This is a genomic window from Stieleria tagensis (genome assembly GCF_024129865.1).
In the GTDB taxonomy this organism is placed as follows: domain Bacteria; phylum Planctomycetota; class Planctomycetia; order Pirellulales; family Pirellulaceae; genus Stieleria; species Stieleria tagensis.
Window position 1 is genome coordinate 59,121 of the sequence record NZ_JAMYFE010000014.1, and the last position, 24,495, is coordinate 83,615.

General features: G+C 56.6%; 13 protein-coding genes. 7 read left to right on the forward strand and 6 right to left on the reverse strand.

All coding sequences use genetic code 11. From position 1 onward, the window contains the following. Positions 1 to 45 precede the first annotated feature (45 nt). The 3 genes from NHH03_RS01690 to NHH03_RS01700 are packed head-to-tail and all read left to right on the forward strand — an operon-like array spanning position 46 to position 11,453. Positions 46 to 5,313, forward strand: coding sequence for a carboxypeptidase-like regulatory domain-containing protein (locus NHH03_RS01690; protein WP_253153990.1), 5,268 nt, complete (start codon positions 46 to 48; stop codon positions 5,311 to 5,313). Between the two features lie 42 nt (positions 5,314 to 5,355). Next, on the forward strand, positions 5,356 to 6,459 hold the full coding sequence (locus NHH03_RS01695) for a hypothetical protein (protein ID WP_253153991.1): 1,104 nt from the start codon (positions 5,356 to 5,358) through the stop codon (positions 6,457 to 6,459). Positions 6,460 to 6,482: 23 nt separating this feature from the next. Next, the gene (locus NHH03_RS01700; protein ID WP_253153992.1) at positions 6,483 to 11,453 is read left to right on the forward strand and encodes a vWA domain-containing protein; all 4,971 of its coding nucleotides are present in this window, start codon (positions 6,483 to 6,485) and stop codon (positions 11,451 to 11,453) included. Between the two features lie 8 nt (positions 11,454 to 11,461). Here NHH03_RS01700 and NHH03_RS01705 read toward each other — a convergent pair whose 3' ends face one another. Both NHH03_RS01705 and NHH03_RS01710 read right to left on the reverse strand, forming a co-directional pair. After that, entirely contained in the window at positions 11,462 to 11,953 is a 492-nt protein-coding gene (locus tag NHH03_RS01705) for a hypothetical protein (protein ID WP_253153993.1), read from the reverse strand. Then, on the reverse strand, positions 11,950 to 15,411 hold the full coding sequence (locus tag NHH03_RS01710) for a pyruvate carboxylase (RefSeq protein ID WP_253153994.1): 3,462 nt from the start codon (positions 15,409 to 15,411) through the stop codon (positions 11,950 to 11,952). Before NHH03_RS01710 ends, NHH03_RS01705 begins: the two co-directional genes overlap by 4 nt. A gap of 257 nt (positions 15,412 to 15,668) precedes the next feature. Here NHH03_RS01710 and NHH03_RS01715 point away from each other — a divergent pair, with 257 nt between their 5' ends. The 4 genes from NHH03_RS01715 (at position 15,669) to NHH03_RS01730 (ending at position 18,695) form a co-directional block, all read left to right on the forward strand. Then, entirely contained in the window at positions 15,669 to 16,277 is a 609-nt protein-coding gene (locus tag NHH03_RS01715; RefSeq protein ID WP_253153995.1) for a hypothetical protein, read from the forward strand. 180 nt (positions 16,278 to 16,457) lie between these two features. Then, complete coding sequence (locus NHH03_RS01720) at positions 16,458 to 16,811, forward strand: hypothetical protein (RefSeq protein WP_253153997.1); 354 nt, start codon at positions 16,458 to 16,460, stop codon at positions 16,809 to 16,811. Between the two features lie 331 nt (positions 16,812 to 17,142). Continuing rightward, on the forward strand, positions 17,143 to 17,439 hold the full coding sequence (locus NHH03_RS01725) for a hypothetical protein (RefSeq protein ID WP_253153999.1): 297 nt from the start codon (positions 17,143 to 17,145) through the stop codon (positions 17,437 to 17,439). Positions 17,440 to 17,579: 140 nt separating this feature from the next. Next, the gene (locus tag NHH03_RS01730) at positions 17,580 to 18,695 is read left to right on the forward strand and encodes a transposase (RefSeq protein WP_253154001.1); all 1,116 of its coding nucleotides are present in this window, start codon (positions 17,580 to 17,582) and stop codon (positions 18,693 to 18,695) included. A gap of 354 nt (positions 18,696 to 19,049) precedes the next feature. Here NHH03_RS01730 and NHH03_RS01735 read toward each other — a convergent pair whose 3' ends face one another. From NHH03_RS01735 to panB, 4 genes are all read right to left on the reverse strand, one after another. Next, the gene (locus NHH03_RS01735) at positions 19,050 to 20,015 is read right to left on the reverse strand and encodes a deoxyhypusine synthase family protein (protein WP_253154002.1); all 966 of its coding nucleotides are present in this window, start codon (positions 20,013 to 20,015) and stop codon (positions 19,050 to 19,052) included. 52 nt (positions 20,016 to 20,067) lie between these two features. Next, complete coding sequence (locus NHH03_RS01740) at positions 20,068 to 21,654, reverse strand: MBL fold metallo-hydrolase RNA specificity domain-containing protein (protein ID WP_253154004.1); 1,587 nt, start codon at positions 21,652 to 21,654, stop codon at positions 20,068 to 20,070. A 110-nt stretch (positions 21,655 to 21,764) separates the two neighbouring features. Further along, positions 21,765 to 23,585: an oligoendopeptidase F gene (gene pepF / locus NHH03_RS01745; protein ID WP_253154005.1), complete on the reverse strand. Its 1,821-nt coding sequence runs from the start codon at positions 23,583 to 23,585 to the stop codon at positions 21,765 to 21,767. A gap of 43 nt (positions 23,586 to 23,628) precedes the next feature. After that, positions 23,629 to 24,435 carry a 3-methyl-2-oxobutanoate hydroxymethyltransferase gene (panB, locus tag NHH03_RS01750; RefSeq protein WP_253154006.1) on the reverse strand — a complete coding sequence of 269 codons (807 nt, stop codon included), beginning with the start codon at positions 24,433 to 24,435 and terminating at the stop codon, positions 23,629 to 23,631. Positions 24,436 to 24,495 lie beyond the last annotated feature (60 nt).

Sequence of the window (24,495 nt, forward strand, 5' to 3'; positions counted from 1 at the left end):
CGGGCGTGATCGATCAAGATTGGCGTTTCAGTCCCATAGACCACCATGCAATCCAGTCACCAACAGTCTTGGCAGGCACGAGAAAAGAATCGTGGTCGCGACCGAACGGCTCGCGATCTGCGCCGCGTCAGTTTCGTTTTGGTCTTTCTGTTGCTCGCTGCTGCGCTGGCCTATTTTCTGTTTCCTCCTTTCTTTGCACCGAAAACACATCTGGTATTAATCGGGTCGCAACCGGATGACACGTTCAATCTGCCACCGATCGCGTATGTCGGCGAAGACCTAAAGGCGTTTGAGTCGGTCAGGGGCGCCCAGATTCACGACCAAAGCCCAGTCTGGCAAGCCGCCCGCAGCGCCGGGCGAATCGGTGACCAGTTGGCTGCGACCGGAGCAACCAAATCAGACACGCTGGTGGTGTATTTGTCGGCGCACGGAGTTTCCGATCAAGGCAAAGCGTATCTTCTATGCGATAACTTCGATCTGCGGCGCCCCGATTCAGGACGAATCGCGGTTGAGAAACTGATCAGCCAAATCAGCCAGTCGCCGGCCGCTACCAAATTGATTTTGCTGAACTCCGGTACCATCGAATACGACCCACGCATGGGAATGGTCGCCAATGAGTTCCCGCGACTATTGGAGAGAGCGGTTCTGGAATCCGGAGATCGTTCGTTGTGGGTCTACTGTTCGCATCGCACATTGCAGCAATCCCACCTTTCGCGGGCAGCAAAACGTTCTGTGTTTGGGATGTTCGTCGGAGAGGCACTCAAAGGCGCCGCGGATCTGAATCAAGACGACGAGATCAGTCTCAGTGAATTCGTCGGATTTACATCAGCCAACATTTCCCGCTGGGTCTCACAAAGCACCGACAACACCGCGCGACAAACGCCTCATCTGATTTGGGGTGGTGGGGAGCAAATGACATTAGACCCCACACTGCTGACGCTGTACGCGGATGATGATCGCAGCAAGTTGACCGTTGCCGATCTGATTGGTCCGGTCGGCGGCTTAGGGGCTGCGGTCGATGCAACGTTGACCTCCGGGCAGTCCCAGGGCCTCTTGCGGCGGCACTATGCAAGCGTTGCCCCCGATACAAACGGCGCCTCGATCGAACCGGATCCCGGCAGCTCCGCCCCGGCGTCCGATTCAGAAAGTCCCCAGCCAGATGGGCCCGATGGCCAGGCCGCCGCCGAAGCGACCAAGCCATCGGATTCAGCTACCGAGGTTGCCGAATCGGATTTCGCCGCTGCCGAAACGCCTGGGAAATCGGGGGCAGCGACCAAACAAGACGCCTCAGCCAAACTAAAGCAACTATTGGCCCGTGCTTGGCAGCAACGTGATCAGTCCGCCCAACAATGGTCGCCCACCGATCTGGACCTCAACCCGATCGAAAACCGACCCCAACTCTGGCGTGAATTGCAATCGGAGTTGCTGGGGTATGAACAGGAAGCACGCGGCGGGATCGCATTCGATGCCAAACCCATTGCAACGATCCTGACCGACACTTTGTCGGCAAAGGTGTCCGCCAAGCCCAGCGATCGGACCAAGATCGGCACCTTGCTCGGGCGTTCAGCAGCCAGTGATTTGTTAATCGAAACACAACACATTCACAGTTTGGCGCTGGCCGATTTGGTCGCTCAGTCAAGTGAGTTGGAATTGTCGATTGACATTGGCGAATTGCGCGCGGCGATCGATAAACCGGATCGTAAAGCCTTGGAAGCATGGTTGAAAAAATTTCAGGCTTCGAAATGGAGCGAACTCTACGAACTGCATTTCTTGTCTGGGTTGGTTGCTACCGAAGACTTGCAGTGGGGGTTGATTCAACAACTCGCCCAAACGTGTTTGTTGGGTGAACAGGTCGCGGCTCTCGATCTGCTCGCGCCCGGCTGGGTACGCCGCAAAGTCGAACGTGCCGATCAACTGCGATTCTTTGCCGAACAATTGGCGATCGATCGAATCGGAAGCGACTGGCCCGAACGTGCTGAGCAACTTGCCCAACAGGCGTTGGAGATATACGAAGACGCCGAACGCGATTTCAATGAAGTTCGACAATCACAGTGGCAGCGTGATGTGCTATTGGCGCGGATGCCGTACTACCTGAAATGGATGCACATTGCCGGACCGGTCGCCGGAGGGCATCTCGGATCGACGGATCGCCTAGCGACGTTGTTGGAACACCTGGCACAATTGTCCGATCGGTTGGAACAGCCCGAAACAACGGGGATCGATGAACTGATAGCGATGCGATCCGACCTACAGACGTTGCAAACGCGATTTGAATCGAATTGTGGTGATGCCCTCGCACAAAAACTGCTCAATCGTTCGCCGGCGCCTGGTGATTCCTATCAAGCCGACTTGCTGTTGACCATTCCACTTCTGAGCGCGCAGCCACGCAGCGGATTGGTCGCCGGAATTGACGGCCAGGATCGGCAACTCGCCAGTGGATACGACTTGGCCAAGGTCATTCCCCAAGATCTGTCGCTTTACGAGCAAAGTCATGCGTCGCAGATGCCAGCCAAGCATGAATGGGGCGCATTGTATGAGCTAGCCGAACTCGAATTGCAGTTTGTGCGTTTGTCCGGCGGCGGTAATGATCAATCGGGTTCGGCCGCAAGCGGTGGGGCCGATCGAGTCGCGACCGCGTTTGCAGCGCTTCGTAACGCCCACCAATCCGCAGTGCCCGCGATGACCATCGGTCAACAGCGTTCTGCCGATGCCACGGAACGATTTGAACAATTGTGGTCGGCACATGCGGAATTTGGAGCGGCACTGCAATCGTTCTACCGCTCGGCCGGTCGTCCGCCGGTGGAAACGAATGTTTGCGCAATCGACGTTACAAACCATGCAATTCGGATGTTGCGAATGGCGGACCCGCGTGATGCCTGGCGATTGACCCACGTCGACGTGGCATCATTGTCAAAGCCCGCACGGACGGAATCGACCTTGCAATGGCAAGCGGCGCGCTTGGACCAGGCCGCGACGTTTCGTGATGCCAGCGTCGCGCCGATACTGGCGGATGACGCGGACGACTATCGCACCAAAAGCTCACTGCTTTGTGGGCGATCCCTGGTGGCCGATTCGGGATCCCAGATCGACGTTGTGGGGCCTCGTGAAATTGATCTGCAGTACGGCGACGATCGCGAGATCACACTGCAACTGACTAACCGTGGGCACGCCGATGCGATTGTTAGCCTATCGGTCGACTACGAAAGTGATTTGATCGATTTGACGCCACTGATCGCCGCCGATGGAACCGCGCTGAAGATGGGTTTTGTGCAGCCTAAGACGGAATTCGGAACACGACATTCGCTTCCCATTCAAATTCAGTCGGGACAAACGATCGAATTACCGTTTCGAGTTGCCCGTCAAGGCATCGCGTCGGATTCGACCAAGTTGGTTGTCGATGTTTTCTCGCATCCCAGCGACGACCAGATAGGCGGCCAACACAGCGAGCTTGTAACACGGTTGTTGGGGCGGCAAACCATGCAGGTCGCGTTGCCGGTCGGCGAAGTGTTTGTCCAACAGGGATCCAATACATTCATTTCGGGTGCCGACGGTGTCACCTTGTTGCCGTTCCCGAATCGTTTGGAGCAATTCAAGATTGGGGTGGTCAACCGCTCGGCACGGTCCAAACAGATCTCGATCGATTGTTATTCACTGGCGACTGCCATTGACCTGGGCAGCGCGGATCCGGCCGAAGTGATCGCCGCGGCCAAGCCGCTGGCCAAGTTTGACGTCAGTGCCGCGGGCGATGGACGCCCCGTGTTCCCGGCCGCCGGCGAACCCAAAGCAGAAGCGGAGAAAACACCGGCGGCAGCGGACATGCCCAAGACCGATGAAGCCAAGCCAGAGGAAGCGGCCGCCGAGCCGATCAAGTCCACACCGATGCCGCAGGGGATGTTGGTCGCGCTGACCGACAACGAGACCGGCCAGACGACTTATCGCCAGGTTTCGTTTGCCGTCCAACGACCACGACGTTTCGTATTGCCGCGCGTCGGCTATGACGCAAACAAAAAACAAATCCAAATTCATGTGGCCGCGCGAGACAAGTCGTTGCTGCCAACCGGGGGCGAGGTGCGCGTCACCTGTCGCCTGGCGGGGCGTGCCTCAGGAACCGCGCGGGGCAAACTGCAGTGCACATTGTCCGCGGATCAGTTGAACGCATCCATGTTTGTCGCCGTTCCTAGCCCACCGCCACACGTCGAGCGGGTTTACATTGATGTGGACGACTATCCCCGGGCGTTCGTGTTTGATGTGCAGTGTGGAAAACACTTGGCGGATGTCCCCGAAGCCACCGACCTGGTTGATCTGCGAATGACGACCGCGTCGGACGACGGCATTCTGGCGGCTGCGAACTCGATTCCGGTTGCCATTGAAATGGATACGCCTGTCGGTTCGTTCGAATCAGGACAAGATCAACTGCAGATCGGCATCGACACTGAAAACACCGGCATGCCCGATCCCAGCAGCAGTGTTCTGCTGACGTCCGACCGCAGCGTGACCATCGGCTTTGTTAAATCAATGCCCAATGGCACGATCGAGTTCAATTCGGAAGTGTCCGATTTCATGATCGATTTGCCAGCCCAGCGGTTGGAAAACTTGAACGTCGGTGTAGCAGGCTTGCTGACGGTTAATGATCAAACCGTTCAGATCCCTAGCATCCCGTTGTTGATCGACACCGCCCCGCCGCTCATCGGGCCGGTCAACCGCAGTGCCGGTGTCGGATTTGTGACCGTCAATTCTGCAGTCGAGTTTACCGCTTGGTCTTGGGACGAAGGGGCAGGCGTGAAGACGGTCGAGGCTGCGTTTGATGCGGATGGGTCTGGCGAGTTTCCCGAATCGGGCGGGCAATTCACTGCCACGCCACTGGACAATCGGCAATGGGCGTTGACCGTCAATGCCGGCGCAGAAACGGGCCAACGAACGTTGTTGGTACGGTCCGTCGACCGAGTGGGCAACGCCAGTGAACCGCTGTCGGTGATTGTGGAAGTTGTTTCCGCGGTTGAAGGGGTCGCTTTGGTCAAACAACAGACGGTTGATTTGATCGGTGACGTTCTGTTGCGGGACAAAGCCGTCTCGGCGGAACTTAAATTGATAGCAATACCGGAAGACCCCGCCGCGCCTCCTGCGAGTGAAGACGATGCGGTGGCGGTTCAGTCCGACGCCGACGGTCACTACACCATTGCCGGGGTGGCTCCGGGCAGCTATCGCTTGGCAGCCCGCAGTGTGATTCGCAACCGGGTGCACCGCGTGGAACAGGAGGTCGTGGTCACGCCAGGTCCGAAACGCAGCATGCGGGTCGACGTGAAATTACCGTAACGACCGGCAAACTTTCTGCAGTTCTTTTAAGCGTTACGAACGTTGCGTCCGATAACGTTGGTACTGCGTCGCGACGGTTGTGTTTGTATTGCGGCGATGGGTTACGAATGTCGCGATCAGGAACTAATGGAATACCGCCACCACAGCATGCTGATATTGATCACAGCGATCATGTGCTGTGTGGGCTGTGCAACGATTCCGCCAGCCGCACCGTTGCCCGCTGCACCGACATCGGCAACCGCTGGTGCGACGACAATTGTCGCTGTCGCAGCGCCTGCGCCGCCCGCGATCACCTTGCCCAAATTCTTGGGGCTCGATGTTGCATTCACCGGGGTGCGAATGGTCGGCCAACGCATTCGAAATCGTTTGGGCAGTCGTTTTCCTGGACTTGAATCCAGACCGCCGGTACGATCGATCACCGATCCGGCCAATTTGGGACCCGATGCCAGCCCAGCGGTCAAAGCAGCGGCAGAAGCAAAAGCGGAGGACGATCAGGCGCCGCAAAAAGCGAAAGCGATTCGCTACCTAGCCAGTCGCGGCTGTGGAGAATGTTACCCTGATACCGAAGACGCGCTGCTGGCAGCGATGGACGATTGCAGCGAAGAAATTCGCTACGAAGCCGTGAAGGGACTGCGCAGCTCGGTCGGTGATTCCTGCCAATGCTGCCGTGAAAATAGCTGTTGTTCGGCAAAGATGCTCGAGAAGCTCTATGAACTGGCGTACGAAATGAATGAATCGGGATGTTACCTGGAATCGTCTGCCCGCGTTCGACGTAATGCCCGACTGGCAATCTGTGCCTGTGGTGGTGCCACGTCCGAAGAGTACGTGCCGGCACCCGACGAAGGTCCATCCGGGACCGATGCCGCACCCACACCGGTCGAAATCCAGGTCGCGGTTCCGGTGGATGAAACCGTTGCCGATGCCACCGCGGCAATCGCACTGCCACCGCCGGCCGAAAAGTCGGTTGAAACCGTTGCGTCGAACGAACCGATCACCGGTGCACCGATCAACCCGATCAAGGTCGCCGGTTTGACCACCGAAACCCAATCCAAGCAAACATCCGCAACCACGATCACTGCGTTTGAGTTGCCCGACTTTATCGAACAGACGCCTGAATCCGACAATGATTCGGTTCGACGCGAGTAACGCCCTACGCAGACGCGAGCCCTATGTCGACTTCACCGTCTAGCGCACCCCAACCCACTGATTCGGCCTCGCATGCTGCCTGGCAAGGCAGTCGCCCAAACGGTGGCAACCTGTGGGGGCAAATGCGTCGCCGAGCCATCCAGGTTCTCTGGGGAGCTTTGCTGTTCGCTGCGCTGATGCTATTCGCGTGGTTGGTCTGGTTGCTGCTGCTGGCGCCCAAACGCACGCCCGTCGTGGTTTTGTCAGCGGCGCCCTATTCTTGGCCGCTACCGCCGAATGCCTGGGCCGCCGAAGACTTTGAAAACTTGGCGGTGATGGATGGCCAGACGATTTCACTGCGTGGCGTAGATGATCCGATCATTGCCGGCACTGATCTGTTGGATCGGATCGAGCAAGAAGTCCAGGGCCACCAACAGCATCACTCGCGGTCACCGCTGGTCCTGTGGATTAGCCTGCATGGTGTGGCGGATGTCGACAGCGAAACCGCCTACCTGATTCCACCGGGCGGCACGGCCACCGATCCCGAGTCCTGGGTCGATTTCAATGACCTGCTCGACCGGTTGGAGAAAACGGGGCGCGATCAAAATACGTTGTTGATCCTGGATTGTCATCGGATGCAGGTCAACTGGAACATTGGTTTATTGGCAAACCAGTTGACCACCCGAGTCGAGTCATTGGTGCAGAAACGAAACGCTGCGTCCCCGAACGCGGGGACATTGGCGGTGTTGATGTCCGCTGGCAGGGATCAGGTCGCCATGGTTTCACCGGACCTGGGTGGATCGGTGTTTGGGCATTACCTGCAATTGGGACTCGCCGGTGCCGCAGATCGCGATACCAATTCGGGAAACCAAAATGGTTGGATCGAACTGATCGAGCTACACCGATACGTGCATGACCAAGTCTTGTGGTGGACCGGCCACAGCCGCGGCGAATCACAGACCACGGTGTTGGTGGCCCCTGATCCGTCAACCGATTTTCGTGTCGCCAAGTGCCTGAATGCACAAACGGTTGATCAGTTGGTCGATCAACAATCGAAACTCAAGCGACCTGCGGCAACCATCGCGGCCGGTCAATTGGATGGGCTGTGGCAGTCATTGGACGAATTTCGCGAACTGCGGTTGTACCAACGCGAGCCGATTGAGTTTCGCAATTTGGAACATAGCCTGTTGTGGCTAGAACAACTTTCGACCAGTGGTCGCGGCTATCGCACACTTGCCCTGCGGACGCTTGATGACGTCGAAGGTGAAATCAACGCGATCAAGTCTCGACAATCTGCATTGCTTCAACGCCGAACTTTTTCAGCTGCCTATTCGGTCCTTTCAGGCACCCCTCCGGCGGCGCCTCGATCGCTGGCAGTTCATTCACTCGCGCTCTCGGAGTATTTTGGGACCCAAGATGTTTCGACCAACATCGAGCTCAGAGATCAATGGAGTGAGATTGCCGATCAACCGACCCCGGCGGTGTTGAATCAGACGCTGGCGACACTGCAGAAAAATTCAAAGTCTGAATTGGCGAGCACTCAGTTTCTGACCATGGTGGGTCGGTATCAGATCCCCAGTCTTTGGCAGAACCCTGGTCAGCTAGGTGAATTATTGGGCACCCAGGCAAAGATCGAAGACTTTGCCGTTCCCAGGGATGGAAATCGGATTCCCGACGACTTGCGTGTCCATCGTTGGAATCAACAATTGCTGGCGAGTGTCGACACGGCGCGTCGCGACGCCGAAGATCGAGTCTTTCTTCAATATCAAAGCGGATTTGCAAAGGCGTTGATACAGACGCAACAGCGATTGTCAGATTCGATCGATGCGGCAAACTCGGTCGGGCGATCGATGAAGTTGTGTGATCAAGCGATGGCCCAGGCCGCCTACCAAGCGCAGTGGATCACTCATCCCCGACGTCATGCCGATGCCACGGTCACCCGCGCAATCGTTGACGATCAGTTGTTGCCATTGATTGCCAACACCCAAGAATTGGCGAACCGGCTGGCCGATCTACCCACGGAATCATCGGCCCAGGATTTATCGGCGACCAACGCCGCCATCACGCAGATCGAAGATTTTGGATCGGACAATGTTCGTTCAATCCTGACGGCGCTGGAAACAGATCGTATCGACAGGCAACGCGAGTTGATCGATCAAAGTGAAACAAACCAGTTGCAGACGATCGGCGAAATCGAAGCGCTGTTATCGGTGCCACTGGTCGATTGGGAATCCAGACGGGAATTGCGAAGTGGACTCGATCGGCTGTTGGTTCGAATTCAACAGAATTTCGATCCTCCGCGTGACGACGCGATCATTGCCGAGACAGATGATATCGAGAATCCATACTCGGCGGAAATTCAATCCTGGCAAAGCCACCCCTTGGATCGATTGTTGCAACTCAGCGAGAAAACATCCCTGCAGTCGGGCAACCGGGTGCAGCAGTTTATCGACGACGTTGGCACACAACTCGCTTCAATCGGCAACGAACCGACGCTGCAAGCACAGCGTGATGTCTGCAGTGTCGCGGCGCGGCGCGTGCGTGCGGCGTCGCCCATTTGGTTTCCCGCGATGGCGTCAGATCCGATCATCGAACTTCGCCAATTGGATTTGCAATCGTTCTTGCTTTGGAATGCCCAGCGGGCACTGGCGGATTTTTGGGGGCCGGCCGGTCAACGCCGCTCTTTCTACGACCTGTCTGCCAATGATTATTGCGATGCGGTGGTGGAAATCCATGATCAGCAATCGCAACAGAACACGCCCCGTTCGATCCCGATCGAAGTCCAGGATCTGAGATCCAGAATGGATGCCATTCGTAGCGGACTGCCCGGTTGGTTAGCCACATCCAGCGATCCCACGATTCAACTCGATCCATTCGATACGGTGGAGTCGCGATTCAATATCACATCGGCTGCCCAGGCCAGCTTTGTCCCCCCGGCGGGCACTGCTATGATCGTGGTTCGCGAGGGGGATCAGCGTGTTGGGATGGAATCAATTGAGCCATCTGATGCGGTGGCATTGCCAACATCTGATGCGAGCTACCAAGTGACGTTGCCGGCCGAGATCGCCAAGTCGGAATCCCGGGTGGAAGCACAAACGATCTTTCGCGGCCATGAATACAGCACTCCGCTGGACCTCCAACAGCTCGGCGGGGTTGCAGTCGACGTCCGCCCCTACCAATACCGCTATAGCGAAGTGACGTTGAATAGCCCTTGGGACAAACTGTCGGTTGCATTCGTGGTGGACTGTTCGGCCAGCATGAAAGAATCGTTGGTTGGTAGTGGTGATGACCCGGCCGCCGCTTCGAAAATCCAAATTGCCAAATCAGCATTGCAGGAAATGCTGTTCAGTCTGGCCATGCGACCAAATGTTAGAGTCGGCGTGCAGGCGTTTGGCAACCGGTTGGGATGGAGTGTTGATGAACCACTGCGAGCGTTGGCACGTCCAGATTTTATCGGAACGATTAATCCACAGCTCTCACCTAGCCAAGATGTTCAGTCGCTGCTGCCGCTAGGCGACTACGATGTCGCAATCGCACAGTCGGTGATTCCCGAGGTCGGCAGCCTGCAACCTTGGGGCCAGTCGCCGCTGTACCTGTCGGTCATGCAGTCGATCAATGAATTCGGATCGGATGATGTCAACGCTGATCGACATGTGATTGTGATCACCGATGGAGCCAACTACCAATTCATTCCCACGTCGGCTGGGAACATTCAAGCGACCACCGGTGACGATATTCGCAATGCCTGGGCACAGCAGGAAGTCCCCGTCCACATTTTGGGATTGGGGATGGATCGCAGCGAACAACCCAATGCGGTCGCAGAGTTTTCGCAGTTGTGTTTGGATACCGGTGGCAAGTTCCAGTCACTCAGTGGCACGACCGATCTGGCCCAAGCGTTGCGTGAATTACTGGCACCGGCGATGTATCGGGTCAGCCCGCCGGCCGGCGACATCCGACCGGAGCAACGCGCGGAGTTGGGGACACCGATCCGCATCGCACCCGTCGCGGCACGGCCCGAGCCCTATGCGCTTCATTTTGATGGCGAGCAATTGATGGATTCCAGTTCAGGGGAATCGGTCCTCGCACCAGCATCGGAAGAAGTGGTTTTGCAAGGCGGCGAGTCGATTCAACTGTATGTCAATCCGCCGGGCACTGAGATTTATGCCTATCCCTACCAGGAGAACGTTGCCGCCTCGGCCCAGATGGTGACAGCCGGCGGGATGCCAACGGACTACATCGTTCGCGTCCACCGCCCCGACCACGATCATCAACATCAAGTCACGTTCCGAATCTCCTGGCAACGTCATGACCGAGCGATCGATGATCCGCATTGGCGCGTCAGTCGACGTCCAGAGAGTGTTTGGATCGAGATTCAGCCGTTGGATTCGGCGGGCCATTTGGTGGGTGAATTGTATGCGTTCATGGATGCAAATTATGAACCCGAACAACCGGTGCCACTGGTCAATCTGATCGCTGCCGACTGGCCCGAAACCGCATCTCGAGCAAGGGTCCGCGTGTGGTCACAACCGCCATCACAAGCGACAACGTTTGAATTGCTTCCACCGGCGCTCGAACAGACCGAGACCGCAGGCGTCGAAGGTATCGAGCAGTCCGTCGCGATCAATGATGCCTTGTACCTGCCCACAGCAATCACCACAGGCATTCACTTGCGGATCGACCCGACACCGGATGACGGTCTTGACGGTTTGATTCGTCGCCGATTTGTCGTTCGTTTTGACGACCCCGATCAACCCGTCACGTCGCTGAAACTGGCACTGCCCGATTCAGGGAAAAAGGGGCTGACGCGAATCGTTCGCCAGTTCGATTCGCAGCGGCAATTGGCGGTGCACACGTTCTACTTTGACAGCACCATCGCTGCATTCCCTGGCGAAATCATTGTGAGCAATCAAACGCATCAAATCGAAGGTGCCTGGGAAATGGATCCGGAATACGTCGAGATCTCGATCCCGGGTGTTGCCGGTCTGCTGCCGGTCGGCCAGGTGCTGAAGAAGTAGATCGCTGATCAGTCCTGGTCGGCGGTTTGCTGGCGAGTCAGTTTGAGTTTCATGCGGGTGTGAGGCCCGCCGCGATGGATTTGCTGTGTCACCACGGGCAGGTAGCCATCGGCAGTGATGCGGAACCGCATCACCGAGAAACCGCTGGTCCGCGGCCATTGCAGCATCCCCTGTTTCATTTCTCGATTCAGATTGGCACGCCAGCGAACACTGCTGCGCCCCTGGTCGTCGACCGAAAGCGATCCGGGAGTGACGACAAAAGATTGGATCGGTTGCTCGGTTTGGGCATCAATCACCATGCCATCGATCAACCAGGTGGCGCGTGTTGTCGCATCGACCGATTCGATGGGTACCGGTGGTGACGCAGCGTCGGCACCGGCGATCCAGCAAACGGTCACAGCGGATGCCAGAACGCCAGCCAAGAACAGCACGGGAATCTCCATCGAAGGAATGAATGTCGTGGATCGCTCGGTTGATCCCACCTCTCGTGGTGCGATCATTCGATCACCGCCAGCAAGTCACCGGCTTCGACCTGAGTGCCGGCTGGGGTCTGGATCGATCGGATCGAACCCGATTTGGGTGAATTGATCGTGGTTTCCATCTTCATCGCTTCGAGCACCATTAACTTTTGCCCTTCCTTGACCTTGTCACCCTCGCTAACCGCGACAGTGATGACCATTCCCGGCATACTCGCGGCGACTTGGTTGTCATCGCTCGGGTCGGCTTTGATCGCTGCTTTGGTTTCCGGCTCCAGCGACTTGTCGACCACCGTGACTTCGCGCGGTTGACCGTTGAGTTCGAAGAAGACCGTTCGAGTGCCATCGGGGTGCGGTTGTCCGACGGTCAGGAATCGGACGATCAGCCGTTTACCTTTCTCGATATCGACCGCGATTTCTTCGCCAGGTTCTTGGCCGTAGAAAAAGTTCGGCGATGGAATCTTAGCAACGTCGCCATAGGATCTTTGGTGTTCCGCATAGTCCTCGTAGACTTTGGGGTACAACAGACGCGTCACCGCAGAACGATCGCTGGCCGCTTCACCACTCATCGCGGCGGCTTCTTCTCTGGCCGCTTCCACATCGGCGTCCGGCATCGATGCTCCGGGACGAGTGGTCAAAAGCGGTTGGTCGCCGAGTAATTTGTCGATGACGGGTTGCGGGAATCCTCCCGGCGGCTGGCCCATGCGGCCACCGATCAGATCGAGCACGCTGGCCGGATAGGCGAGCGATTTTTCACTGCTCATCACTTCGTCGGCGGACAATTCATTGGCAACCAAAAACAGTGCCATGTCACCGACCGCTTTGCTGGTCGGAGTGACTTTGACGATGTCGCCGAACAAGGCGTTGACCTGTGCATAGGCCTTACAGACCTCGGCCCAACGATCGGACAAACCCAACGCCCGCGCTTGCTGGAATAGATTGGTGTATTGGCCGCCCGGCATTTCATGATCGTACAGGTCACCGGTTGCCGGTAACACATAGCTTTCGAACGGCACATAGAACTCTCGCGCCGCTTGCCAGTAAGTCGCTAGATTTGTGAGCGCTTCGGTCCGCAGCTGACTTTCGCGTGGTGTGTCACGCAGTGCTTCGACCAAGGCATTCAAGTTGACTTGACTGGTGCCACCGGACAGCGGTGCCAACGCCGCGTCGGCGATCTGTAGCCCTTCGTCAGCGGCGGCAAGAATCGTGGCCGCCTGGATGCCGGCGGTGTCATGGGTGTGCAGGTGAATCGGAATTCCGATCTCTTCGCGAAGCGCTCGCATCAGTTTGACGGCGGCTTTTGGTTTGAGCAGTCCCGCCATGTCTTTGATGGCCAGCAGGTGCGCGCCCCGCTTTTCGAGCTGCTTTGCCAAATCGACGTAGTAGGCCAAGTCATACTTGGTTCGGCGTGGATTTTGCAGATCTCCGGTGTAACAAATCGATGCTTCACAGATCCCGCCTTCCTGGATCACGGCGTCCATCGCGACCGCCATGTTCTGTTCCCAGTTGAGCGCGTCAAACACACGGAACACGTCCATCCCGGCTTGCACGGCTTCGCGGACAAACAGCCGAACGACGTTGTCCGGATAGTTGGTGTAGCCGACCGCATTGCTGGCCCGCAGCAACATTTGTGTCAAAATATTCGGCACGGCATCACGCAGATCGGCGAGTCGTTGCCAAGGCGATTCTTTCAAAAATCGCATGCTGGTATCAAACGTCGCGCCGCCCCACATTTCGATCGAGAACAACTGTGATGCATGTTGCGAGTAGGCGGGGGCGATTTGCAACATGTCAAAGGTTCGGACGCGGGTCGCCAACAACGATTGGTGCGCATCTCGCATCGTCGTGTCGGTGAACAACAATCCCGGTTGTTGATTGATCCACTGGACCAATCCTTCGATCCCGGATTCACGGAAGATGTCTTTGGTACCCCGCGGCGGTTTGGCCAACGGATCGACTTCTGGCACAGGGGCAGGGGTGCGGCGGGTTGCAACCGGGCGATCGGCGACCAGTGAATTGCCGTTGACGATCGTTTCGCCAAGGAATTTCAGCAGTTTGGTGGCGCGGTCGCGGCGACGTGGTAATTCGACCAGTTCGGGTGTCGTGTCGATCAATCCGGTGGTCGCCTGACCGGCCAGAAATACAGGTTCGTTGATCAATTTCAACAGGAACGGGATATTGGTTTTGACGCCTCGAATGCGAAATTCTTGCAGACAGCGATCCATCCGCGACGCCGCAGCATCCAATGACGACGCGCGGGCGGTGACTTTGACCAACATCGAATCGTAAAATGGATTGACGACCGCGCCACTGAACGCGGTGCCTGCATCCAAACGAATCCCTAGCCCGGCCGCTGAACGGTAGTGGCTGATGCGGCCGTAGTCTGGACGAAACTGATTCTCGGGGTCTTCGGTGGTGACACGGCACTGCATCGCAAATCCGGTGGTGTGGATTTGATCCTGCGGTGGGATGCCGACGCGATCATCGTCCAGCCGATGCCCCTGGGCGATCAAGATTTGGCTGCGGACAATATCGATTCCGGTCACCTCTTCGGTCACCGTGTGTTCGACTTGGATTCGCGGGTTGACTTCGATAAAGAAAAATTGGTTGCTATCGACATCCAGCAGGAATTCAACTGTTCCGGCATTTTCGTAACAGGAGCCATCGACGCCAACGGCTCTGCCGATCTTCAACGCGGCCTCGCATAGTTGGTCGCGCAGCTCGCCAGGCAAGTTGGGCGCAGGCGCCAGTTCAACGACCTTTTGGTGCCGACGCTGAACACTGCAATCGCGTTCGAACAGGTGAATCAGGTTTTGGCCGTCACCCAAAATCTGGACTTCGATGTGTCTGGCACGTTGGACAAATCGCTCCAGGAAAACTTCGTCGCTGCCGAACGCCGTCTTTGATTCACGCATCGCCGCTTCGAGTGCCGCCGGCAGTTCGTCAGCGGAGTGCACAACACGCATGCCCCGACCACCACCACCCTTGGCGGCCTTTAAAATCACGGGGAATCCCATCGACTCGGCCAGTTTTAACGCTTCTTCGGCGTTGGCTAGCGGTTTGTTTTGGCCACCCAGGACAGGGACTTGAGCTTTTTCCGCCAGTTCGCGGGCGGACATCTTGTCGCCCAGTTGGTTCAGCGAATGCACGCTGGGGCCGACGAATGTGATTCCGGCCTGTTCCAAGGCGGCAGCGAATTCCGGCCGTTCGGACAGGAATCCATATCCGGGATGGACCGCGTCGACATTGTGTTTCTTGCACAACGCGACAATCGCATCGATGTTCATGTACGAACGAATCGGTTCGCCGGGTTCACCGATCTGATACGCCTCGTCAGCCTTGAACCGGTGCAATGCATATCGGTCTTCGTGGGAATAGATTGCGACGGTTCGAATCCCGAGCTCCGTGGCGCTGCGGAACACACGCGTCGCAATTTCGCTGCGGTTGGCAACAAGCAGTTTTCGTAGAGGCCGAATCGTCATCAATCAAGCAGTCCAGCAATGGGAAAGAAGGTTTGGGGGAGCGCTGTCATGCAGCAATCTATCCGATCGGCGCCCGCACGACAGCATCCGCCGACATCGAGCAGCGTGGCGAATTGCGAAACGATCGTGGTGACCGACAGACGCGACAAAAACTAGTACACTATTGAGTCGGTAAATCACCGGCATGGGAGTCTCGTTGATTGTTTGTCCGAAGCGAATCTCGCAAATCTACGTCCCTGAGCAACGACCCCTTTCGCATGCCAGACGACCCGCCGAACCCGTTTGCCCGCCCTCAATCTTCCGCACCCGATCCGGCATTCAATCCCTATGCGCCGTCGGCTCATGTTTCCGAGAGCGATGGGACCAAATCAGATGCCGAAGCATTTCGGCATCAGTACTTGGCACACGAAGCGGGAATCAAATCAATCGGGATATTCTATTTTTTGGCCGGGGCAATGATGTCGTTCGTCTCGTTGGCCATGCTCGGCCAAATTGCGATGGTCGCGCAAGACGGCGGAGTGGTTTGGCCGTTGATTCTGGGGCTGATCATTTTCGCGGCGATTGCAATTTTGTTGTTGTATGCCAGCTGGGGGATCCGGCGGTTCGAATACCCCGCCAAGATTATCGTGACGATTTTCAGTACGTTGGGGCTGATCGGAATCCCGCTGGGAACAATCATCAATGGCTACATTTTATATTTGCTGTATAGCCAGATCGGGCAGACGGTCTTTTCACCGCAATATCAAGACGTGATTCGTCAAACGCCACACATCCGCTACAAGACCTCGATCATCGTAAAAATTTTCGTGGGCATCTTGTTGTTCGTTGTCACGCTGGGAATGATCGCACTGCTGTTCGGTGCTTGACACCCAAACAAGCCAATCAAAACTGAGTATACTCAGTGCCCGAAGATGGCTAGCGGAAGCCACGCCACGCAGCAGCTTTCATGAGCTGCGAATTGCACCGCGGCATGTGTAGTTCGGTTGCTGGTCATCACAACACCGTTCGCCCGTCCCCGGGGACATTGCGCTGGTCGGATCAGAAACATGGCAGTCAATCACGCTGACGGGATGCTCTTCGGTTCGGTTGTGATGTACCCCATCGCTGCTGGAAATGCTGCGTTCACAGCCGGGGCCCGTTGGATGACGCTGCCATTCTTTGCGGGCGGACTCGTGGTCGGCATTTCCCTCGTGATTGCGTCGAGATTTGTACTGTATTCCGTGCTGGGGCGTGTCGTGACGCCGGGGATGATGGAGGACAAAAACGGATGGCAGGCTTGGATCATCGCAGTCCCACTCATGCTGTTCTATCTTGCGTATCCAATCGCGATCACCTGTGCCGGAATTTACATGACGTACAATGGAAGCCAATGGGCTGCCCAGGCATTGTGGTCTCCCTGAATCAGCGGAATCGGGTCGCAGATAGACGCACATGGTCAGTGCGGTGTCGTTGGGAATTCAAAGCGATGGATTCCGCCTGCGTGCGAACAGTTCCGACACACAACGCGTCCACTGATCGTCAGCGGTTCGCTCTGTCGTACTCGTACTAGGCGCCAGCCGGTACTCGTACTCCCACTCGGTTTCCAACCCTGTGACGAGATAAGACCCCCAGCCCCTTTTTTGAGTTTTTGAATTGGACGAGCCGCGATATCCCCTTCTTTCCGACGCCGACGCTGGTCATTTCCCAGCAGATCGTCGCTGTCCGATTTGCGGTAACGATTTCGCTACTGGCGTGGCGTACTTGTCTGGTGGCGGATTGTTATTATCCGAAGACGGGCAGGACAGCATCCATCTCGATCGACTCAAAGGCTTTCTGCACATTGGGTTTCATGGTCGAGCTCCCGACATGCGAGACTCGGGTGACATCACGATCGTGGATGATATTGCTGGCGGACAATTCGATCTGAGTTGGTGCTCACTTCAATGTATGCGGCAGTGGTTGGTTCAACTGGTCGACCGAGTGGACGCAAAGATCGGCCCCACCGATGAGCCGAATGCCGGGGACAGACCTCATCCCGGCGGGGTTTGACAGCGATCGCGGAGGGGGTTCTAATGGGGGCCTGTTGGTTGGGGTTGCAGGGTAAGCGCCTTTTCTGTGGGCTGGGTCGCGGACGCAAGAGCTCCGCTCTCGGCAAATGCCCGAAATGGGTTTTGCAGGAGAAGTGCGCTATGGCCAGACTCTCTCGCGGTGAAGTGATCGATCCCGGTGAAGTTTCGATCGTGCACGTCATCAATCGCACCGTCCGCCGCTGTTTCTTGTTCGGCGATGATCCCATGAGCGGCAAGAACTTTGACCATCGCAAGGTCTGGATCGAAGAATTGCTCGAGCATTTCGCGGCCTGCTTCGGCATCGATCTGCTGTGCTTTGCGATCTTGTCGAACCACTACCACCTGATCCTTCGCTCGCGGCCGGATGTTGTCGCGAGTTGGGATGACAGCGAAGTCGCACGCCGCTGGCTATTGATCTGTCCCCTGCGCAAGATCGATGGCAAGCCCGCTGCACCCACCGAGCCCGAATTGAATTCGATTCGCAACTGCCCGGTGAAATTGGCAGAGGCGCGGCAGCGGCTGAGCAACATCTCTTGGTGGATGCGGTTGCTGAACCAACGCATCGCACAACGGGCGAACCGCGAAGAAGAGGAGATGGGTCGATTCTGGCAGGACCGTTTTCGTGCGATCCGAATCATTGATGAAGAATCGCTATTGGCCTGCGCGGCCTATGTGGATTTGAATCCGATTCGCGCCGGACTGGCGGAAACCATCGAAGCCAGCGATCACACCTCGGTGCAACGTCGCATCGAAACGCGCCAGCAACTCGCGGCAGCGTCGCAGAACACAGGCGTTGAAACGAATTCAACATCATTCCAACCCGACTCAACGATTTCAACGCTCACTCCCGAGCAACGGCGGGACAGATTCCTTGCACAGCTCACAATTGACGAAGCCAATGATCCAACTGGTCCGGTCGCTAATCAAACGTCATTTCGCTGTAGCGATAAAGGATTTTTGTCGATCAGCAACGAGGCCTACTTCGAACTACTTGATTGGACGGCACGTCAGTTCTGCCCCGGCAAATCCGGATCGACTCCGGCGGACGCACCACCGGTGTTGAAGCGGTTGGGGTTGGAGAAACCGGCGTGGCTAGCGCTGGTCGCCAGTTTCGAAGAGATGTTCTGTCATCTGGCTGGTCGCTGTGATCGCATCGATGCCGAGAGAAGTTATCGCACCGGACGTCGCTTCCGAGTCCGGCCCAGCGCCCGCGAATTGCTGACGTCAGCGGCATAGAGAGCTGCATCATTCAGCTGTCGGCAGAATAAACCGACAAAGCCGAGCTAACGCGGGTACCGGTACGCGCCGAGAGTGAGAAATGCCCAAATATTTCGGACGATCTCGCGTTTGATTAACTGACAACTGACCGGGAATCGCGTCTGCCGAGGATGACTTCCCGGGTGGGGAGCGACAACTGCTCACAATTGGGCTCTGTCCCCGGTAATTCGACGCAATTGGGCTCTGTCCCCGGTAGTTGTCCCTGTCCCCGGTAGTTGTCCCCGGTAGTTGTGTCGGTGGCCTCTCGTGGGCCGGATTGGGCTCGCAGAGCCCGGCTGTAGGTGGTCTGCAAAGATGTTGGATCGACTGCGGCTACCAGCCTAGGACGTAGGCAAACACCAGTGGGGCGACGATCGAGGCGTCGCTTTGAATCATGAATTTGGGGGTGTCGCGGGCGAGTTTTTCCCAGGTGATCTTTTCGTTGGGGACAGCGCCGCTGTAGCCGCCGTAGCTGGTTGCCGCGTCGCTGATCTGGCAGAAATAGCTCCACAACGGAATGTCTTCCTTCAAATCTTGCCGCATCATCGGCACCACACAGATGGAAAAGTCGCCGGCGATGCCGCCGCCGATTTGGAAGAACCCGATCGGATGTTCCGCCGACGTTGCCCGGTACCACTCGGACAACCGTGCAAGTTGAAAGGTGCCCGAGCGCATCGCGTGGTGTCCTGACAGGGTGCCATCGATCACGCGAGCGGTGAAGATGTTGCCCAGCGTGCTGTCTTCGATGCCGGGGACAAAAATCGGGATGCCGGCATCCTTGGCGGCTGCGACCCAACTGTTCTCGCGTGGCACCTGGAAGTGCTGTTCCAATTCCGGATCATCCAGCAGCGCGAACATGAATTCTGCGGGCGTTTTCGCTTGCCCCGATTCCGCGGCTTGGATCCACAGTTTCGTCAATCGGGCTTCGATGTGTCGCATCACCGTTTCTGGGATGCAGGTGTCCGTCACACGATTGAATCCCTGGTCCAGCAATTTGACTTCGTCATCGACCGACAGAGCCCGCCAGTCCTCGATGACGCGGTATTCATCGTGGGCGACCAGATTAAAAATATCTTCTTCCAGATTGGCCGCGGTCGATGTGATCGCGTGCACCTTGCCTTGCCGAATCATTTCTGCCAGCGACAACCCCAATTCACCGGTGCTCATGGCGCCGGCCAAGGTGACCATCATCCGACCGTTTTGGGCATCGATCAATTCTTTGTAAGCACGTGCCGCAGCCACGGTTTCGCGGGCGTTGAAATGGCGGTAGTGACGATCCAGAAAATCGGTAACGTTCAAAGGGACGTTCTCCACGAAGTAGTCGGCAAGCGGAATCAGAAAGGCGTCGCTGTTATGACGGTTTTAGCGAGACCTTCAAGCGGTTGAGTAACTCATATTTTTCTTGCTCGCCGGACGATTCTAGCGTCGTCGTCAACGCGAGCATGAATTCGGCATAGTCGTTGTGCCAATCGTGCGCGGTGTGGGCCAAATTCAAGCGTGGTTCGGGAGCCCCTTGCGACATTGGTTTGGTTCCCGGATGCAGATCAAACGTTTCGTCAAATTGAGGCATGAAAATGCGTTCGGAATCCAAGCCGCGTTCTTGCAGCAAATCACGCAACGTGGCTCGCGCATCATTTTCGCCATGGTTCAAGAACAACGCGCCGGTGATCGGCCGACGTTCTTCGATCCATTTCAGCAGTTCAGGTTGATCGGCATGCGCCGAGTAGTTGCCGAGTCGACGGATTTGCGCGCGGACTTTGTATTCGGCGCCGTGAATTCGAACCTGTTCGGCACCGCTGGTGATGATGTGTCCAAGGGTTCCAGGCGATTGATAGCCGACAAACAGCACCGTGCACTCGGGGCGGTAGATGTTGTTCTTCAAGTGGTGTTTGATCCGGCCTGCATTGCACATGCCGCTGGCTGAGATGATGACCGCGCCACTTTTGATATTGTTGATGGCCTTGCTTTCGTCCAACGATTGCACCAGATGGAATCGTTCGTGGCGAAACAGTTTGGCCTCGTCGACTTCGATATCTTCGAGTTCGCTGGCGTGTTTGATAAACACCTCGGTGGCTCGGCGTGCCATTGGCGAATCCAGGTACACGTCACAATCGGGGATCTCGTTGTGGGCCAACAGGTAGCCGATGTCGTGTAGCAATTCTTGACTGCGTTCAACGGCAAACGAGGGGATCACAACGTTTCCGCCGCGCTTCAAACCGCGGGTCAATTCGTCACGCATGGCTTCGCGACGTTTTTCCAACGTGTAATCTTCGCGATCACGATTGCCGTAGGTCGATTCGCACACGATATAATCGAATCCTTCGGGCGCATCGGGTTCTGGATGGAACACTTTTTCTTCGGGGCCGATATCGCCAGAGAACAACAACGACAATTCTTGCTCGTCGCCTGGCATTTGCAGCTTCAATTCGACCGACGCCGAACCCAACAAATGACCGGCGTTCCAAAGCCGAGCGCGAACGCCTTGGTGTGGCGTGAACCACTGTTCGTAGGGCTGTTGTTCCAACAACTTCAACGTCGCGTCAGCATCGGGGATCGTGTAGATCGGCTCGACAGAGGGCAGCCCGCGACGGCGTAGATTCTTGTTGTGACGTTTGACGCCGGATTCTTGAATGTAGGCTGAATCGGCGAGCATGAATTTCAGCAGGTCACAAGTCGCTTCGGTTGCGAAGATTGTGCCCGTGAAACCCTGTTTGACCAGTTTCGGCAGCAGCCCCGAGTGGTCGATGTGGGCGTGAGTGAGAATCAGAAAGTCGATCGATTGGGGATCAAACGGAAACGGTTGGTAATTCAATTCCTGGGTCGTCTTGCTTCCTTGAAAGAGTCCACAATCGATCAAGAAGCGGAATTTCCCGGTGTCCAACAACGAACACGAGCCGGTCACGGTACCGGCGGCCCCACAAAAAGTCAGTTTCGTCATCGATCGTTGTCACTCGAGTGGTAGAAAGAGAGCAGAGGCGACGCCGCATCAACATATCGCGCCGCTGCTGCCCAACATACCACCAGACGCAATCCCGATGTCTGTCCAGGCTACAGCAGTTGGTCCAGTTCTTCGGTCAACGTTTTGAATCGCTGCAACGTGGTTTTGACCGGTTCCGGGCTGGCCATATCGACGCCTGCGTCACGCAGCAAATCCAATGGGTCTTTGCTGCAACCGCCGGACAGGAATTTCAGATAGTCATCCAGTTCCGCTTGACCGCCTTCGAGCACACGTCGCGACAGCGCGACCGCGGCGCTCAACCCGGTGGCGTACTTGTAGACATAGAACGCGCGGTAGAAGTGGGGGATACGAAAACACTCCAATTCCAATTCTTCATCGACGACAAAATCGGGTCCGAAGTATGCGTCTAGCAATTCCCGATAAGCGCCGCGTAGTGAAGCCACCGTCAGCGGTTGGCCGGATTCAGCCATTTCATGGGTCTTCTTTTCGAATTCGGCAAACATCGTTTGCCGGACCACTGTGGCGCGAATGCTGTCGAGTTCGTTGTTGATTAAATAGGCTCGCTCGGCATCGTCACTGGCGTTTTTTAGCAAGTGTTCGGTCAGCAATTGCTCGTTGAACGTGCTGGCGACTTCGGCGACAAAAATCGTGTAGTCGTAATATTGATAGGGTTGATTTTTGGCGCTGTACCAGCTGTGCATCGAATGCCCGGCTTCGTGGGTCAGTGTGAACACATCGTTGAGCACATCGGTTTTAAAGTTCATCAAGATGTAGGGATCACCGTCGAACGATCCACAGCTGAACGCGCCACTTTGTTTCCCGCGGTTGGGGTAGCGATCCGCCCAACGATTGCGCAGACCGTCGGTCAGCGTCTGGGTGTACTCGCTGCCGAGTGGGGCGAGTGATTCGATCACGACCTGACAAGCCTCGTCCCAAGTGTGTTCCTTTTTCATATCGCTTAGGATCGGAACGTAGGTGTCGTAATGATGGATGTCCGGCAAATTCATTTTGCGGCGGCGAACATCCAGATACTGATGGACCGTGGGGAGCGAATCGCGGACCGCAGTGATCAGGTTTTCATAGACATCGACTGGCACGTTGTCGGGGAACAGAGCGGATTCGAGCGAGCTTTCGTGATTTCGTGCGCGTGCGTAATAGACATCGCGATGAACGCTGCCACCGAGTGTCGCGGCGAGTGTGTTTTCGTGTTCGCCAAAAGCTTTGTAGTATTGTTTAAATGCGGCTTGTCGGATGCTGCGATCGGGACTGTTCAAAAATTGGATGAACGTCGCATGTGACAATTCCTTCTCATTGCCGTCTTTGTCGGTCAGCGACCCGAACCGCAAATCCACGTCGTTCAATTGGCGGAACGCATTGCCGGCGGCAGAGGACATCTCGCCCTGCATCGCCAACAAACGCTCTTCGCGATCACTCAGGGTGTGCGGGCGTTGTCGCAGCACGCGGTCGAGTTGCAATCGGAACGGTTCCAGCAGCGGATCGGCTGCCAATTGGTCCATCCGTTCGGGATCGATCGCCAACAATTCAGGCTGCACGAAACTGGCGGCTTGATTGGCGCGGACGGCCAGATTTTGGAACCGAGCCTTCATCGCCTGGTAGTCGCTGTCGCCTTGATCTTCGGTCGTTTTGAGGAACGAATAAATCGCCACCCGTTCGGCTTTGCGAGAAAAATCGGACTCAAACTGCAGCGCTTCCAGCAACGTTTCGGCAGATTCACCTAGCCGGCCACGAAAGCTTTCGTAGGTGTCGATTTGGGACTCCAGTTCGGCGTAGGCTGTTTCCCATTCGGCGTCACTAGGGAACAAGCTGGCCAAATTCCAGCAGTCTGCTTGGGGAACATCCTTGCGATCGGGAAGCGACTGAGTCGGAACCGGAGACTTTGTGGTGGACATGAATGTGGCGATGGCTAACGTGAAAGGAGAGTGTACTGGCAGACTATTGGAACGTTTCGTCGGCACCGGGAAAGCTACCGTCATCGACAGCTTTTTGAAAGGACTCGGCGGCCGACCGAATCGTTTCCCCGACCGAGGCAAACGTGCGAACAAACTTGGGGGTGTAGCCGGACGTCAAACCGATTAAATCGTGTGTGACCAAGACCTGGCCGGTCGTCACGCGTCCGGCGCCGATCCCGATGGTGGGAACAGTGACAGCATCATCAATGGCCTGGGCGACAGATTCGGGGACACATTCGATCAGCACAGCAAACGCACCGGACTGTTCGGCCGCAACCGCATCGGCCACCAACGCCGCTTCGTCGCGCTGGACCCGATAGCCGCCGTCGACAAACACGTTTTGAGGTCGCAGTCCGACATGCGCCATCACGGGGATCCCGGCCGTCACCAAGGCGGCGATACGAGAAGCTTGTTCGGCGCCGCCTTCGAGTTTAACGGCATGGCAGCGGGTTTCTTTAAGCACCCGAGCACCGCAGCGAATGCTGTGTTCGATTCCCAGTTGCCCGTCGGGAAAGGGTAGATCGACCACGACCAACGATCGATTGGCTGCCCGGCCCACCATTTCGGCGTGGTACAGCATTTGGTCCATCGTGACCGGCAATGTGGTTTCGTGGCCACCCACGACCATGGCCAGTGAATCACCCACCAGCAACACATCTATCCCGGCTTCGTCCAGCAATTTTGCCGTCGGGAAATCGTAGGCCGTCAGCATCGTTATTTTTCCGCCACTGTCACGTCGCTTTTGCAGCGTACGCGTGGTGATTCGGGCGGGGGAATTGGGGTCAGCCATTTCGATTCCTGGCGGTTCCGATTGCTGTGTGGGGGGAGAATCGCAAACCGGAAGCCTAAC

What these genes read in the sequence shown, in the direction of transcription:
- NHH03_RS01730 (WP_253154001.1), top strand. Translation starts at nt 17,580, where the DNA reads ATGGCCAGACTCTCTCGCGGTGAAGTGATCGATCCCGGTGAAGTTTCG.
- NHH03_RS01740 (WP_253154004.1), bottom strand. Translation starts at nt 21,654, where the DNA reads ATGACGAAACTGACTTTTTGTGGGGCCGCCGGTACCGTGACCGGCTCG.
- NHH03_RS01690 (WP_253153990.1), top strand. Translation starts at nt 46, where the DNA reads ATGCAATCCAGTCACCAACAGTCTTGGCAGGCACGAGAAAAGAATCGT.
- NHH03_RS01700 (WP_253153992.1), top strand. Translation starts at nt 6,483, where the DNA reads ATGTCGACTTCACCGTCTAGCGCACCCCAACCCACTGATTCGGCCTCG.
- NHH03_RS01715 (WP_253153995.1), top strand. Translation starts at nt 15,669, where the DNA reads ATGCCAGACGACCCGCCGAACCCGTTTGCCCGCCCTCAATCTTCCGCA.
- pepF (WP_253154005.1), bottom strand. Translation starts at nt 23,585, where the DNA reads ATGTCCACCACAAAGTCTCCGGTTCCGACTCAGTCGCTTCCCGATCGC.
- NHH03_RS01710 (WP_253153994.1), bottom strand. Translation starts at nt 15,411, where the DNA reads ATGACGATTCGGCCTCTACGAAAACTGCTTGTTGCCAACCGCAGCGAA.
- NHH03_RS01720 (WP_253153997.1), top strand. Translation starts at nt 16,458, where the DNA reads ATGGCAGTCAATCACGCTGACGGGATGCTCTTCGGTTCGGTTGTGATG.
- panB (WP_253154006.1), bottom strand. Translation starts at nt 24,435, where the DNA reads ATGGCTGACCCCAATTCCCCCGCCCGAATCACCACGCGTACGCTGCAA.
- NHH03_RS01705 (WP_253153993.1), bottom strand. Translation starts at nt 11,953, where the DNA reads ATGATCGCACCACGAGAGGTGGGATCAACCGAGCGATCCACGACATTC.